Raw genomic sequence first — 14,896 nt, forward strand, 5'->3', positions numbered from 1 at the left:
TTCGGTGACAATCTCTGCACGGGTTCATTACGCGACGCTGGCGCTAATCGAATTGGCGTTGCGTCAGCCGGAAAAGGCGCCGGTGGCGGTGCGAGAGATCAGCCAGCGGCACGGCATCCCCGGGCCGTTCCTGGTTCAAATCCTGCGCACCCTGCGCAGTGCCGGCTGGGTGCAGAGCATTCGCGGCAGCCAGGGCGGCTATCGCTTGGCGATCGCACCGGCCGAGCTGACCTTGCTGGAGATTGCTGAGGCGGTCGGCTGCCCCGAAACCAATGGCCAGACCGACGCGACCGACACACCAGCCAACCGGATGCTGCACGACGTCTGGGACGCCGCCAGCGAGGCCTCGCGGGCGGTACTGGCCCGAACCACGTTGGCCGAGATCGCCGCCCGCACGGCCCAGGACGACGCGGTGATGTTTTACATCTAATGCGTGGGAAGATATCTCACGTTTTGCCTGCTGCGGCCGAAAAGCACGGCGAAATCAGGCTTTTACCGGGCGAGCTGACGCCTGCACAATCCGCACGCCCTTTAGGGCTTTCGTGTGTTTCGCCGCTGGTGACGGTTGCAAGGATCGCTGCTGCGACTAGCGTGGAGTTTCCCGCCCGGGAATTTCTCCACACGTCAGGTCGACACCAAACGAGTCTTAACACCATGAAACGAATTGCACTTGCCGTCGCCGCGCTGGCCGCGATTGCATTTGGCGGATCGGACGCGGCGTCTGCCGCCCATCCAGCCGGTTACCCCTTCGTCCCCTTCGGCTTTTATCAGCCTTATGGGGCTGAGTACGGATCGTCGCTACGGACGCCGCCGTACTTTGCGCTCAACCCGCCGGTCTACTACGGTGCCCGGCACGCTCGCCCCTACGGGATCAGCCCATTCGCTTCGCCTCCGGTGGTCAGCGCTGGCCCCGGTTATCGCGGACGCCTGCGGAGCGATTTTTATCTTCCGCCGAGCGAATACCAGCCGACCGAACCGGCGCCCTGCACGCTGAACCCGTGCGTCAGCCAAGGCGTGCAAAAACCGGTCAAAGTCGGTGTCGTGCGAACGAACCCCTTCGTCACCGAGACCCAATTGGTGAAGAACTAGTTTCGTCTCGGATCCGTTTCGGCTGAAATGTTTCGGCGCAACAAATTCGGCGCACAAAAAAATGGCGAGGTCATGCCGACGGCACGATCTCGCCATTTTTGTTGGGTTTGCACGACGGAGGTGGCCCTCACACAAAGTTACACCGCTTATGGCTGCTCCACTTAAGTCCTGACCAGGTTCACGATTCACAGTCGTAAGGGCCACCACCGTCGGGCAATGGGACGGGAAGTGTAAACGACGATCTTCATCTTGAAAAGTCAGGGCGTGCGACGGCCACGCCAATCGGCAATCTCGGCCAAGTCTCGCCCAGCCCCACAGGTTGCTTGCGAATCGTCGCCGTTTCGCGCGCCGTTTATCCTTGGCGGAAGGCGTTTTCTCGTCCATAATGAATGGCTTGCCGGTGTCGGAGTGGAAACCGATCCGGCCATTGGCGCGGTTGCCCCCACGCTCCCCGCCTACAACCCTGCCAACAAACTCTCCATTGGAGCTGCCTGAAATCGTGCGAAATCTTTTGCTCACCCCCCTTCGCCTCGCTGTCGGCTGGGGAATCTCGCCCCGAATCTTGGGCATCATCGCCATCACGATGCTTGTCTTGCTTCGACTGACTATCGGTTGGCACTTTCACAGCGAAGGGAGTGAGAAGTATCGCAAGGGCGATTGGGATGCGGCACCCTTTTTCGCCAACGCCAAGGGCCCGTTCGCGAACGAATTTCGCAAAACGGTTTGGGACTACGACGGCAAGGTGCGACGCGATCCCGAGTTCACGCGCTGGTGGTTGGAACAGTATCGGGATCAAGCTGCTGATTACTACACCTTTGGCGACAAGGAATTGGCGGTGGCCAACGAAGCGTTGGAAAAACTGCTGGAAGACCATGAGGTTGTCTTGCAGGATTATGCCGACGAATTGGAAGAATACGATCTGGGTCAGCTGCGACTGGAGATGCTCAATACCGAAGGCGACCGCGTCGGCGTGGAGAGTCTGGCGGGCCAGATCGAGACCGTTCGAAAGGAGAACGACGCCAAATTAAAACCGGCACTGGCGGCGATCGACGACTTGTGGGCCGGGTACGAAGGCACGATCAATTCCTTGGCCGCCCCCAACCAACGCCAGGCTTCGCCGCCGCTGGATTTGGTCAAGCCGCGGACCGCGGTCGTCGACACCAGCGTGATCAATCGCTACGTGCCCTACTTTGACTTGGCGGTCGGCTGGTGCCTGTTGCTGGGGCTGTTCACCCCCGTCGCCGCGTTAGCCGCGGCCGGTTTTCTCGGTTCTGTTTTCCTGAGCCAGTACCCGCCGGGAACCGGGCCGACGAGCAGCAACTACCAATTGATCGAATGTATGGCCTGTTTCGTCCTGGCAGCAACGGGAGCCGGACGCTTTGCGGGCTTGGACTATTTCATCCACCTGTTGATTCGGCGCAGCGTCGCAAAGCACGCCGCCGACAAATAGCGAGAGTCGAAAGCGAGCTGCCGCCACGATGATCCGGCACGCTCCGAAACGTTTGACCGCAGCCCCCAACACAACCCCAATCAAGCACGAACCCCATCCGAGGACAATCCCATGGTCGACAAGCTCTCCAGTGACGAACGTGAAGTAGGAAAACAAAACTACTACAACGCCGTGACCAGTTACTACGACGTCAATCGTCGAGACTTTTTACGAGGCATCGTCGCCACCGGCGCCGTCAGTGGTGCCGGTCTGGGTGCCGCTTACTTTGGCTACGGCCAAGTCAAAGATCCGGTGCGAATTGCCGTGATCGGAACCGGCGACGAAGGCAGCGTGCTGATCGGCGGCTGCAATCCAAACTATGTCGACGTCAAAGCGATCTGCGACATCCGGCCCTTCAGCCAACATCGCGCCTTCCACGGTGACTGCAGCAGTGCCTCGGCATTGATCCGTCGCCCCGGATTGATCTCCGTCGCCGGCTACAGCAACGAAGCCGAAGCGCGGAAGAACGTCAAGGTTTACGACGGTTCCAATGGCGGCATCATGGCCTGCCTGGACGACCCCGATATCGAAGCCGTCATCATCGCGCTGCCGCTGTGGTTGCACGCCCCGGTCGCCGCGCTGGCGATGGAGCGAAACCTGCACGTGCTGACCGAAAAACTGATGGCACACAACGTCGCCCAATGCAAGGTGATGGGCCGGATGGCAGCCGCGGGCGAAGACAAGCAGGGCAATCCGCTGCACTTGGCCACCGGTCACCAACGACACTACAACGTCAAATATGAAAACGCGGTCAACCTGATTCGCTGGGGATTGCTGGGCCAACTGCACCACATCCGCGCCCAATGGCACCGCGGAAACCTGCCCGGTCGCGACAGCTGGTCGATGCCGATTCCCGGCGGCGAAAAGATGGCCAACGGGAAACTGTATGACAAGATCGCCAAAGATCTCGCCTACCGCAAAGCCAAGTTGAAAACCGCGACCGGGTCGGACATCACGCGGCTGCAGGCCGAAATCGCGCAGTGGGAAGCCTGGGATGCCGACAAGTCGGTCGATCCCCGCGACCATGGTTATCAAGACTTTGGCCGTGGCGACACCATGTTCACCGCCGAAGAAGAACTGCACCGCTGGCGACTGTTCGAGCGGACCGGTGCGGGGTTGATGGCCGAATTGGGAAGCCACCAGCTGGATGCCGTCAGTATTTTCCTCTCGTCACTGCGTGATGACGGAAAGAAAGTGCACCCCTTGTCGGTCCATGCCGTCGGCGGACGACACATCATGCCACACGACCGCGACGCCGGTGACCATATCTATTGCACGTTCGAGTTCCCCGGCCCCGAATACGCCGAGACCTTCGACGTCGGCTATTACGATCCGGTCCAAAACTATCCCAACGGAGCCGTGCCCGGATACGAGCAAGACCCCAACAAAAAAGTCGTCGTCACCTACAGCACCATCAACGGCAACGGATTCGGCGGCTGGGGCGAAGTCGTCATGGGCAGCAAGGGCACGTTGGTGTTGGACAAGGAAACCGATGTTCTGCTGTATCGAAACAGCGATACCAGCAGCAAGGTCGGCGTCAAAAAGGAAGAGGGCGGATACGCCTTGGACACCAGTGCCAGCGGCGATTTCGCCGCCCCGGTCGCCCAGACCGCCGCGTCGGGTCCGGTCAGCCGAGGGTATCGCGAAGAGATCGAGCACTGGGCGTATTGCATCCGCAATCCCGACAAGGAAAACCAAGTGCGTTGCTATCCCGAAGTCGCGATGGGAGATGCCGTGATCGCTCTGGGAGCCAACGTCGCGCTGAAGAATTCGCAAGCCGGAAAGGGCGGCTACCTCGAGTACAAAGAGGAATGGTTTGACATCGATAATGATGCAACCCCAGACGGCAGCGACATCAAACGCGAGCAAGAATTCATGCTCAAGGACGTGACGTAGCGATCGCGCTGGGGGCCAGACACCAGCGCACGTTGGTGTCTAGCCCTTCACTCGTTCCAGGGCTCACTCGTTCCAGGGCTCCGCCTTGGAACGCGAGGTCGGTGTGGCTCCGGCCACACGCGGTTCACGCTCAGGAGGCGGGAGCCTCCACGACATGGTGTAGGGAAAGGGGACCGTTGTACGACGTCCTTTCTAGGTCGTCGTCGGGAGTCCAACGGACGACGACCCGGAAGGGCCGTCGTACTCGATAACCGGACCGTTGTACGACGTCCTTTCTAGGTCGTCGTCGGGAGTCCAGCGGACGACGGCCCGGAAGGGCCGTCGTACTCGATAACCGGACCGTTGTACGACGTCCTTTCCAGGTCGTCGTCGGGAGTCCAACGGACGACGACCCGGAAGGGCCGTCGTACTCGATAACCGGACCGTTGTACGACGTCCTTTCCAGGTCGTCGCCGGGAGTCCAACGGACGACGGCCCGGAAGGGCCGTCGTACTCGATAACCGGACCGTTGTACGACGTCCTTTCCAGGTCGTCGTCGGGAGTCCAACGGACGACGGCCCGGAAGGGCCGGAAGGGCCGTCGTACTCGATAACCGGACCGTTGTACGACGTCCTTTCCAGGTCGTCGTCGGGAGTCCAGCGGACGACGGCCCGGAAGGGCCGTCGTACTCGATAACCGGTCGTCCTATGCTGGACGGTCCCTAAGCTCCAGCGATTTGTCTCTGCCCCCCTTCCAATCTCTCCCTGCCATACATGTCAGCTGTCTTTCGTCTCTCCGCCGCAACCGTCTTGGACCTTGTCGGCGACGACGCCACGGCCATCCTGAACAACCTGACGACCAACGACGTCAAGTCCTTGCAGATCGGTTGCGGCTGTGAAACGTTTCTGACCGACGTGCGCGGCAAAACCGTGGCGCACGTCGTTGCGTTTCGCACGCCGGAGGGGTTCCGGATGATCGGCGCGGACGGCCAGGCCGACGCAATCGCCACGCACGCCGATCGCTACACGATTCGCGAAGACGCCACGCCCGTCGACCATTCCTCGGAGTTGTCTGTGTTCGTCCTCGCCCCCGACGCGCCGGTCACGCTGCGAGAAGAAACCGACTGGGGCGAATCCAACGCGATGCGCTACGACGTGGATTGGCTGGGCGAGCAAACGATCGTGTTGGTCACCGAAACGCCGGGGGCCATCGAACAAGTCATTCGCTCGACCGGAGAAACGGCGGGGGATGACGACGAGTTTCATCACGCCCGCACGCTGGCCGGGTTCCCTTGGTTCGGCGTTGATCTGTCGGAAAAGAATCTGCCCCAGGAAGCCTCCCGCATCAAGCAATCGATTTCCTTCACCAAGGGCTGCTACCTGGGGCAAGAAACGGTCGCCCGGTTGGACGCGTTGGGTCAGGTCCAGAAACAACTGGTTCGATGGCAGACCTCGGGATCGATTCCCGCCCCGGGCAGCGAAGTCAGCGCCGACGCGAAAGTCGTCGGACGATTGACCAGCGTTGCCAAGACGGGCGAGGACACCGCGGTCGCGATTGGGATCGCACGACGCTCGCATTTCGATCCCGGCGCAAACGCCCAAGGGGACGGGTTTACGGCGACGGTGCTCTAGGCACGATGCGGGAGAGGCTGCCAGCCTGTCGATCCCGAAATGACAGGCCGGAAGCCTCTCCCACGGCAATTCCGCTACACTAGCGAACATGAGTGCCACCACCGAATCGATTCCGCTACTCTCGCCCGATCTGCTCGCCAAACTGGAACGTTTGGAACTCGTTTCACGCAAAGTGTTTCGAGGGCGAATGAAGGGCGAACGCCGCAGCAAACGCAAAGGGCAGAGCGTCGAATTTGCCGACTTTCGCAACTACGTCGCCGGCGACGATCTGCGATTGATCGACTGGAATTTGTACGCCCGCCTGGATCAATTGTTCCTGAAACTGTTTCAGGAAGAAGAAGACCTGCACGTCTACGCGTTGATCGATTGCAGCGAGTCGATGAATTTTGGCACGCCGACGAAATTTCACGTCGCCAAACAGATGGCCGCCGCGCTGGGCTACATCGGCCTGTGTCGCGCCGACCGGGTCGGCGTTCAAGCACTCGGTGACCAGGGACGTCGCGCACCGGTGCTGCGCGGCCGCAGCGGCTTGTGGAAAATGCTGCAGTATCTGGAGAGCCTTGACAGTGGCGACAATGTTTCGCTGCACGACGCGGTCAAGGATTTTTCGTTGCGTAATTCAGGGACCGGCGTCGTCGTCTTGATCACCGACCTGATGGACAAATCGGGTTACGAAGCGGCCTTGCGGATGCTGGTCGGCCGGCGGATGGACGTCTACGTGATGCATATCTTGTCACCCGAAGAAATCGATCCGCCGATTCGCGGAGATCGGCGATTGATCGATTGCGAAGACGGCGATGAAACCGAGATCACGATCAACAATTACGTGCTCGAGCGATACAAGTTGACGCTGCAATCGTTTCTCAGCAGCGTCAAGAGTTTCTGTTCACGACGCAGCATCGCCTACCTGCCCGTTCGAACGGACCAGCCGGTGGATGATGTGATGACCCGCTACCTCCGCAAACGAGGCGTCGTGCGATGAATTGGATTTCGACGCTTCTGCCGTGGCAGTGGGCGCTGTTTGCCGCCGTGCCGACCGGCATCATTCTGCTGTATTTTTTGAAACTGCGACGCGAACCGGTCGAGATCCCCAGCACCTATCTGTGGTCCCGAACCGTCGAAGATCTGCATGTGAACAGCTTGTTCCAGCGGATTCGACAGAATCTGCTGTTGTTCTTGCAGCTGCTCGCAGTGGCCTTGGCAGCGTTTGCGTTGTTGCGTCCCGGCGTGCAGGGCGAATCGACCAGTCAGGGCAGAAAGGTGTTTCTGCTGGATGCGTCGGCCAGCATGATGGCGACCGATGCGGGCGAACAAAGAAACCGCTTCGAAGTGGCTCGCAAAATGATCCGCGAGCAGATCGATGGGATGGAGGAACGCGAAACCGCCATGTTGGTCACGTTTAGCGACCGGGCCGAGGTGCTGCAATCATTTACCAGCGATCGCGGGCGTTTGCGAGCCGCATTGGAACGGGCTCAAGTGACCAACCGTCCGACGGACATCATCGGTGCACTGGAAGCCGCCGATGGATTGGCCAATCCGCGCCGCAGCAGCACCACCGGAGACGAAAACGACGTCCAGGTTGCCGATCCGATGCCGGCGGATTTGCTGATTTACAGCGACGGTGGGTTTCGAAACGTCAGCGATTTCAACGTCGGCAACCTCGTTCCGACCTATCTAAAAGTCGGCTCCGATCAATCGCGCAACGTCGCCGTCACGGCATTCAGCGCCGATCGCAACGTCGAAAAACCTGGCGACGCCCAGGCCTTTGCGACGATCGTCAACTTCGGGACCGGCGCCGAAACCTTCAATCTCTCGCTGTACGTCGACGGCATCTGGCGTGAATCCGAATCGCTCACCCTCGCGCCGGGGGAAGAAACCGGACTGACGTTCTCGCTGGCCGGACAAGAGGATGCCGCGTCACTGGAAATGCGGCTGGAATCACCCGGCTCCGGGGCGTCGCGAGACCAACCGTTTGATGACGATTTGTTGATCGATAATTTTGCCTACGCGGGTTTGCGGCCCCTGCGTACCGTGTCGGTGCTGGTCGTGACCGATGGAAACAAACCGCTGGAGATCGGCTTGACCACCGAGAGTGCGGCGAAGATTTGCATCGCCGAATTCCAATCCCCCAGTTATCTCGAAACACCAGAATACCAGGCGCGGGCGGAAGCGGGCCTGGACGATCTGATCCTCTACGATCGCTGCCGTCCCCAAAATTTGCCGGCGACCAATACCTTTTTCATCGGCGCCCTGCCGAGCGACCAATGGTCTTGGGCAAGCGAACCCGGCCAAACGATCCTGGTCGACGTCGATCGCACCCATCCGATGATGCAGTTTTTGGAACTGTTCTCGCTGCTGATCTTTGAAGGCCGATCGGTCAGCGGCCCCACCGGGACCCGTGAATTGGTCGGCGCCGACAACGGAACCGTGCTCGCGCTGGCGCCGCGCGACGGCTACCAGGATTTGGTCCTCGGGTTTGAAATCGTCACCACCGGCGAAGACGGCACGCCGCAGACGAACACGAACTGGTACGCCGAACGCTCTTGGCCGGTGTTTTTATTGAACGTCCTGCGGCATCTCGCCGGCGCGGCCGATGCGACCGCCGCACCCTCGTTCTTGCCCGGCGACACGGTCCGGCTAAGAGTGGAAAGCCAGATCGATTCGGTCGAGATCGCGCGTGGCAGTGGGACCCCGGAATCGGTTCGAACCGGGAACTCCGGCAGCGTGGAATTCGTCGATTCCGAGATGCCTGGGTCTTACCGGGTCACCGCGGGAGACAAGCTGGTGGATCTGTTCAGCATCAACCTGTTCAGCCGACTGGAAAGCCAAATCCAGCCGCGTGAGACGTTTGAACTCGGCTACGAAACCATCGAAACCGCCGGGATGATCGAGACCCGCCAGGAGTATTGGCGCTGGCTGTTGGGTGCGGTTCTGGTGGTCCTGGCCGTCGAATGGTGGTTGTACAATCGACGCATCGCCTAGCGGGTGTGGGATTGGCTTCCAGCCTGTCGATCATCTGTAGGGCACGCTGTGCGTGCGGGAGGTGATGCACAGCATCACCTACTAACTTTCCCTTGTTCCCGGGCTCCGCCTGGGAACACCCTGTCATGGAGGCTCCCGCCTCCTGAGCATCAACCGCGTGTGGCCGTAGCCACACCGACCTCGCGTTCCAAGGCGGAGCCCTGGAACGAGTGGATCCCTCACCCCAACCGATCGGTTGCGACGTGGTATTGGGGATCTTCCGAGAGGTTGACTTCGACCAAATCGCCCGCCTTGTCCAGCAATCCGCGGCATTCGTCGCTGAGATGGGTCAGATGCAAACGCTTGCCCGCCGATTCATACTTTTCGGCCAGCACGTTGATTGCTTCCAGACCGGATTGGTCATAGACGCGGGTATAATAAAAATCGATCACGACATCGTCGGGGTCCTTGTGGACATCGAACAACTCTTTGAAGGAAGTTGCCGAAGCGAAGAACAGGGGGCCGTGCAGCTGGTAGATCTTGCTGCCGTACTCGTTGATCTGGGTTTCTGCACCCAGGTGGGTGGCGTGCGTCCAAGTGAACACACAGGCCGATACGATCACGCCCAAGATGACGGCGGTGGCCAAATCGTGCATGATGACGGTGTAGCCGGCGACCAAAAGCATGACCGCGAAATCGGCCCGCGGAACACGGCGAACCATCTTCAGTGACGCCCACTCGAACGTTCCGATGACGACCATGAACATCACGCCGACGAGGGCGGCCATCGGGATCTGTTCGATCCACGGCGCGAGAAACAGAATGAACGCCAGCAAGCAGACCGCCGCGGTGATCCCACTCAATCGGCCGCGTCCGCCGGAATTCACGTTGATCAACGATTGGCCGATCATCGCACAACCGCCCATCCCGCCGAACAGTCCACAAAGAATATTCGCAGCACCTTGGCCGACGCATTCGCGGTTCCCGCGGCCTCGCGTTTCCGTGATCTCATCGATCAACGTCAACGTCATCAGGGATTCGATCAGCCCGACCCCCGCCAAAGTCAGCGAGAACGGCAGGATGATCCACAGCGTTTCCATCGTCATCGGCGGAACGGTGTATTGCAGAAAGAACGGCATCGGCAGTCCGCCGCTGATCGACGACTCTTCGTCGCCACCGGCGGGTTCGACTTCCGCAGCGTCGGTCGCAGGATCGCGTAACACCGGGCCGACGACTTCATCATTTTGGTAACTGACGCGGCGGAACTCGGCCAACAGCTCATCGGAAGCCACGTTGGTCGGATCGTTCTGCCGGGCCTCGGTGATTTGGCTGGCCTTGAAATTGGTCTTCAGCATGTCGCCGACCGTGGCGACCGCGTTAGGCGTGATTTCATCGCCCGAAATGACGCCGCTTCGATTGATCGCCACCGACAAAAAGGTGACCGACAAAATCGCCACCAACGACGCCGGCAAAGCACGCGTCAGTTTGGGCAGCAGATAGATGATCAGCATCGTGATCGCAACCAGCCCCAGCATGACGTACAGCCGGGGCCCCGTCAGATACACCAGATTTCCCGTCGATAGATCGAGCGTTTTGAAGCTGCCCAATTGAGCCATTCCGATCACGATCGCCAGACCGTTGACGAACCCCAGCATCACCGAGTGGGGAACCATTCGAATCAATTTTCCCAGCCGGGCGACGCCGACGGTGATTTGAAAGATGCCGCACAAGATGACCGCGGGAAACAGATATTCCACGCCATGCATCGCGACCAAAGCCACCACGACAACAGCCATCGCGCCGGTGGCACCGGAGATCATGCCGGGGCGCCCACCAAAGGCGGCCGTGATCAGGCCGATGAAAAATGCCGAATACAATCCGATCAGGGGGGAAACACCGGCGACAAAGGCAAACGCGACTGCCTCAGGGACCAACGCCAACGCGACGGTCAAGCCGGAAAGAAGATCGTCTTTAGCGTTCGCGGTTCCGGCACGGAAGAAATTCAGCATTCAAGCAATCAGGGCAGAGAAAGGGTGATCATAAAAAGAAACAACCGCGAATCCTACTTTCCATCGCCACGCGGTCAAGAAAGGATCAAGCGCATGGCGTGCGTCTAAAAAATGACCGAATCATCACATTCTTCGGTGAGGTGAAAATCCGCCACCTACCCGCTACGCTAGGTCGGTGCCCGACGTCGCAAACCACATGGGTTTGGAACCCGGCGACGTCAAAAAAGTAAAAAAATATTTCGACTTCATTATCTGCATCATCACCATGCTCGCTCCCCCGCGACCACGACCGCACCACCCGAACGTGATCGCGCCGCCCACCTCGCGTGCTCGATGGACAATCCATGCACGTCGCGATTGGCTACGTTGCGACCGGCCACGTTGCGACTGGCGGCTGGCGATTTGCGTGCTCCTGTTCGGCATCACGTCACCGTTCGGTTGGGCCGGCGTTCGCACGACCGACGATACCGCCAACGATCTGGTCCAGTCCTTGACGGCGTCCGGCCGCTTGGACGATGCCGAGTGGGTTTGCCGAAACCAGCTGCGCCGGCATCCCGAAGGCTTGCTGCCGCACGCCAAATGGTCGGCGCGGTTGGCCCAGGTGCTCGCCGAACGGAATACCACAACGATCTTTGACGGGAAGGTTTCCGACCTTTCCCAACGCATTGATCCCGCGATCGATTCGGCGTGCCAGCCCCTCGTGTTGCTGTTATCCAGTTACCCCGAGTCGCCGTCGGTCGTTTTCCTGCACGCCACTCGATTGGCCATTCGCCAACGCATCTTGAGGGCGGCGATTGTCGCCGCATCGGTCTCGCCCCCCGACCCAAGCCTGACCGACGAGTTGCTGAGCAAGTTTTCGCGTCTGCAGTACGACGTCAACGAACTGCAGGAAACGGCACGCCGAGAGTGGAGCGCACGAACCGCCGAAACCACCCGTGGGGCGAAGTCGCCGGGCCGGATTGCCGCGGATCAATACCAGCGATTGTTGCAAGAGTTGTCGCTGCAGCGCGTTTCGATCGCGCTGCTGCAAAGCGAACTGTTCCCCAGAGGTTCCGATGACTATCGAGCCGCGGCCGCCGATGCAGCGGTGGTGGCGGAGGAGGCGATCCTGACGCTACCCGACGGATCCGAAGCCAAGCGTGTCGCCAGGGCCTTGCGAGCCGAGTCGCTGTTGCGAAGCGGTGATGTTGCGGCCGCCGGCGAAATCATCGCCGCTGCGGGGGGCCCGTCCGCTGCCAACGATTCACCGCGTTGGACCGCGTTGCGGATCCGTTTAGCACTCGCCAAGGGCGACTCTGCATCCGCCCGCGCGATTTGCGATGCCTATTACCGATCATCGGGTTCAGCGGATGCCCAACCGCAGAACCTGGAGGTGGATTTTGCGAAATTGGATGTGCTGTTGGCGGACGCGAAAGACGATGGCCAGGTGGCCCGGTGGATCGATCGGATCGAGCGTCGTGGCGGCGCGTTTGCACGCCGAAGAGCGGAATCGATCGCGATCGCCCTGCTTCGATCCACCGCCTCGCCGGACGGGATGGCCGACCGCCGTCGGCTGAGCCCCGCGTTGATCGCGGCCCAGGGCGAAGACTGGTTGCGACGCAAGGACCCGCGACAGGCGGCGGGGTTGTTGCGGGAAGCCGCGCTGGCCGAACCGGTCCCCGAGGCGGCGTTTCAATACGCAGCCAAGAGCGCCGCGGCGGCGATCGCAGCCAAGGATTCGCAGCAGGCGATTGAGGTGCTGCGGCAAACCGCTCGAAAACATGCGATTGACGACAACGCGACCCAATTGACGATGCAGGCGGCGCTGTTGGCGTCCAAACCGTTTGCCGGGGCCGACGATCCGAAACGACGCCTGACGCTGCTGGAAGACCTGCTGAAAGAAGTTTCGCAAACCTGGCCGAGCAGCGAAGCGGCGCTCAAGGCGAACGAGTGGCTGTGTCGGATCTTGGTGCAATCCGGACGCCGGGAACAGGCCGCTCGCGACGCATTGGAACTGCTGACGCTCGGGCAACGCGTCGATCAATTCGAACCCACCCTGACGTTGTGGTTTGACTACCTGTCGAAACTTGAACTGGACCAAGTCACCAACGAACTCAACTCGCTCGCCGCCACGCTCGGTGAACTCGCCGCCGAAAACGATGCCTTCGCGGCCCCGGTTCATCGAGCGGCGATTCTGTTTTTTGATCGTCCGCAAATGGCATTCGATGCAACAACATTAACCGGCGCGGATCCGTCAACGGAGTTCTTAAGACGGTTGGAACGATTCCGGGCCAGCGGTGGAGGTGGCGGGGAAGCGATTGCAACCGACGCTGTCGACGACACGATTCTGTTGCGGGCGCGATGGCGACTGCAACGCGACGCCATGCTCGACGCGGCGACGCAACCGGCAATCGGGTCTGTTCTGCTGGGCTGGCCCGATGCATCCGAATGGCAAACGGCAACGGCGCAGTTTTGGAGTGCGCCGGACGACACGTCCGTCAAGGGGATCGTGCGGCTGGCGCTCTCGGGCGACGCGAAGCCCCAATCGTTGCGACGCGGCATGCGATTGCTGGCCGGCAGCGATTCCAAAGCCGCCAAGCGGTCGGCGATCGAGTTGGCCGATCGCCTGGCCGCGACGATGAAGATCGGGAATGAGGACTGGTACCAGGCAAAGCTGCAAGCGATCGAGTGGCTGGCTGAAATCGGCGACCAGGAACAATCGCGCAAGCGGGCTCAATACGTCCTGCTATTGCACCGCCCCGTCGATGGAGCAACACGCAAGCGATTCGAAGCGTTCGCAAAAAACTAAGCACATCACACCAACAGAGGCTGGTGTGCAGGCTTCAGCCGCCGATCTCGCTGCTCGGGACGTCGATTGTAGAAGTGACGGATTTGATCGTAGCGGTAGTCGCCAAGACTTTTGCAGCGCGAGCCCTCTCTGGCGTTTGCTTGCTGCGCAAACGCCGTCTCTCCCAGAGGGAGAGAAACTAAATGGGTTGCCAAACGCTGCAGCAAAAGAATCGAAGTCCCTCGCAGCAAAGGGGCCGTCGAGCAGAGTTGTACGACGTCCTTTCCAGGTCGTCGTCGGGAGTCCTACGGACGACGGCCCGGAAGGGCCATCGTACGTCCCAAGCTGGATGGTCTCTCAAGGCGAGACACCAACAGGCACGCCATCAATCCCCAAGTTGCTTCCGCAGCGCCTTCATGCCCCGATGCAACAACCCCGCGACGGCGCCGGTGGATTTCCCCAGTTCGGCAGCCACCTCGCTTAGCTTCATGCCTTCCAGGTAATGCAACCGAACGGCATCGGCCTGGGCATCGGGAAGTTGGGCAATCGCCTGGCTGATCTGAATCACGCTCTCGCCGAACGCGACATTCTGGCTGGGCGTCGGGGAATCGCCGGCGAGCAATCCTTCCAGCCGCATCGACGAGGCGGCCAGTTTCTGCTCCATCGATTGTTCTCGGCGGATGTCGCGTTTGTCGCGGTGCAGATCCCGGTCCAGGTGGCACAGGTGATGCGCCAGGATCTGCCTCAGCCAGGCCAGCAATTCGCCTTCGGTGGACCCGCGAAACCCCTCGAATCCCTGCACGGCCTGCATCATCGCCTGCTGCACCATGTCGGAGGCACCGATTTTGGCCTGGTAGGCCCGCCGCATCCGCGTCCGGGCCAGCATCCGCAGATAAGGCTCGTATTGGGCGACGATTGCGGGGTCGGACACGTCGATGGGCCGAGAGGAAGGGAGGGATTCAGACATTGAAAATTCCTTGCGTGGGCGGTGCCGGGGGGTCGGCAGGGCCGTAGAGCTGTCGCGGCGGAGAATCGTCGGGCACCGGACAAATCTCGCGCCGACTTGAAAGCCAAA

10 protein-coding genes and 1 other RNA gene are annotated in these 14,896 nt (G+C 60.6%); 8 read left to right on the forward strand and 3 right to left on the reverse strand.

The genetic code is table 11. The annotated features are described in order from the left end of the window. The first annotated feature begins 4 nt into the window (after window positions 1-4). Window positions 5-430 (forward strand): Rrf2 family transcriptional regulator, encoded by a 426-nt coding sequence (locus tag Enr13x_RS23715; RefSeq protein ID WP_145389316.1) that lies wholly within the window; start codon window positions 5-7, stop codon window positions 428-430. Window positions 431-654: 224 nt separating this feature from the next. Then, window positions 655-1,089: a hypothetical protein gene (locus Enr13x_RS23720; protein WP_145389317.1), complete on the forward strand. Its 435-nt coding sequence runs from the start codon at window positions 655-657 to the stop codon at window positions 1,087-1,089. A gap of 113 nt (window positions 1,090-1,202) precedes the next feature. Here the strand turns inward: Enr13x_RS23720 and ffs are convergent. After that, window positions 1,203-1,297, reverse strand: an RNA gene (ffs, locus tag Enr13x_RS23725) — signal recognition particle sRNA small type. A 375-nt stretch (window positions 1,298-1,672) separates the two neighbouring features. Here ffs and Enr13x_RS23730 point away from each other — a divergent pair. The 5 genes from Enr13x_RS23730 (at window position 1,673) to Enr13x_RS23750 (ending at window position 9,066) form a co-directional block, all read left to right on the forward strand. Further along, window positions 1,673-2,539: a DUF4456 domain-containing protein gene (locus Enr13x_RS23730; RefSeq protein ID WP_231743746.1), complete on the forward strand. Its 867-nt coding sequence runs from the start codon at window positions 1,673-1,675 to the stop codon at window positions 2,537-2,539. Between the two features lie 111 nt (window positions 2,540-2,650). Beyond that, entirely contained in the window at window positions 2,651-4,474 is a 1,824-nt protein-coding gene (locus Enr13x_RS23735) for a Gfo/Idh/MocA family protein (RefSeq protein ID WP_145389319.1), read from the forward strand. Between the two features lie 752 nt (window positions 4,475-5,226). After that, window positions 5,227-6,084: a CAF17-like 4Fe-4S cluster assembly/insertion protein YgfZ gene (gene ygfZ, locus Enr13x_RS23740; protein ID WP_145389320.1), complete on the forward strand. Its 858-nt coding sequence runs from the start codon at window positions 5,227-5,229 to the stop codon at window positions 6,082-6,084. Window positions 6,085-6,172: 88 nt separating this feature from the next. Then, window positions 6,173-7,066, forward strand: coding sequence for a DUF58 domain-containing protein (locus tag Enr13x_RS23745; RefSeq protein WP_145389321.1), 894 nt, complete (start codon window positions 6,173-6,175; stop codon window positions 7,064-7,066). Then, window positions 7,063-9,066, forward strand: coding sequence for a VWA domain-containing protein (locus Enr13x_RS23750; RefSeq protein WP_145389322.1), 2,004 nt, complete (start codon window positions 7,063-7,065; stop codon window positions 9,064-9,066). Before Enr13x_RS23745 ends, Enr13x_RS23750 begins: the two co-directional genes overlap by 4 nt. A gap of 218 nt (window positions 9,067-9,284) precedes the next feature. On the opposite strand, the gene Enr13x_RS23755 is transcribed toward Enr13x_RS23750, so the two are convergent. Further along, window positions 9,285-11,054 carry a SulP family inorganic anion transporter gene (locus Enr13x_RS23755; protein ID WP_145389323.1) on the reverse strand — a complete coding sequence of 590 codons (1,770 nt, stop codon included), beginning with the start codon at window positions 11,052-11,054 and terminating at the stop codon, window positions 9,285-9,287. A 406-nt stretch (window positions 11,055-11,460) separates the two neighbouring features. Here Enr13x_RS23755 and Enr13x_RS23760 point away from each other — a divergent pair, with 406 nt between their 5' ends. Next, window positions 11,461-13,842, forward strand: a complete 2,382-nt coding sequence (locus Enr13x_RS23760; protein WP_145389324.1) for a hypothetical protein — start codon at window positions 11,461-11,463, stop codon at window positions 13,840-13,842. Between the two features lie 364 nt (window positions 13,843-14,206). On the opposite strand, the gene Enr13x_RS23765 is transcribed toward Enr13x_RS23760, so the two are convergent. Beyond that, the gene (locus Enr13x_RS23765) at window positions 14,207-14,788 is read right to left on the reverse strand and encodes a sigma-70 family RNA polymerase sigma factor (protein ID WP_145389325.1); all 582 of its coding nucleotides are present in this window, start codon (window positions 14,786-14,788) and stop codon (window positions 14,207-14,209) included. Between the last annotated feature and the right edge of the window lie 108 nt (window positions 14,789-14,896).

The sequence above is a fragment of the Stieleria neptunia genome, assembly GCF_007754155.1.
Lineage (GTDB): Bacteria > Planctomycetota > Planctomycetia > Pirellulales > Pirellulaceae > Stieleria > Stieleria neptunia.

Bases quoted from the DNA above. Each gene is read 5' to 3' on its own strand.
- Enr13x_RS23720 (WP_145389317.1), top strand. From the start codon at position 655: ATGAAACGAATTGCACTTGCCGTCGCCGCGCTGGCCGCGATTGCATTT.
- Enr13x_RS23730 (WP_231743746.1), top strand. From the start codon at position 1,673: ATGCTTGTCTTGCTTCGACTGACTATCGGTTGGCACTTTCACAGCGAA.
- Enr13x_RS23735 (WP_145389319.1), top strand. From the start codon at position 2,651: ATGGTCGACAAGCTCTCCAGTGACGAACGTGAAGTAGGAAAACAAAAC.
- ygfZ (WP_145389320.1), top strand. From the start codon at position 5,227: ATGTCAGCTGTCTTTCGTCTCTCCGCCGCAACCGTCTTGGACCTTGTC.
- Enr13x_RS23745 (WP_145389321.1), top strand. From the start codon at position 6,173: ATGAGTGCCACCACCGAATCGATTCCGCTACTCTCGCCCGATCTGCTC.
- Enr13x_RS23750 (WP_145389322.1), top strand. From the start codon at position 7,063: ATGAATTGGATTTCGACGCTTCTGCCGTGGCAGTGGGCGCTGTTTGCC.
- Enr13x_RS23755 (WP_145389323.1), bottom strand. From the start codon at position 11,054: ATGCTGAATTTCTTCCGTGCCGGAACCGCGAACGCTAAAGACGATCTT.
- Enr13x_RS23765 (WP_145389325.1), bottom strand. From the start codon at position 14,788: ATGTCTGAATCCCTCCCTTCCTCTCGGCCCATCGACGTGTCCGACCCC.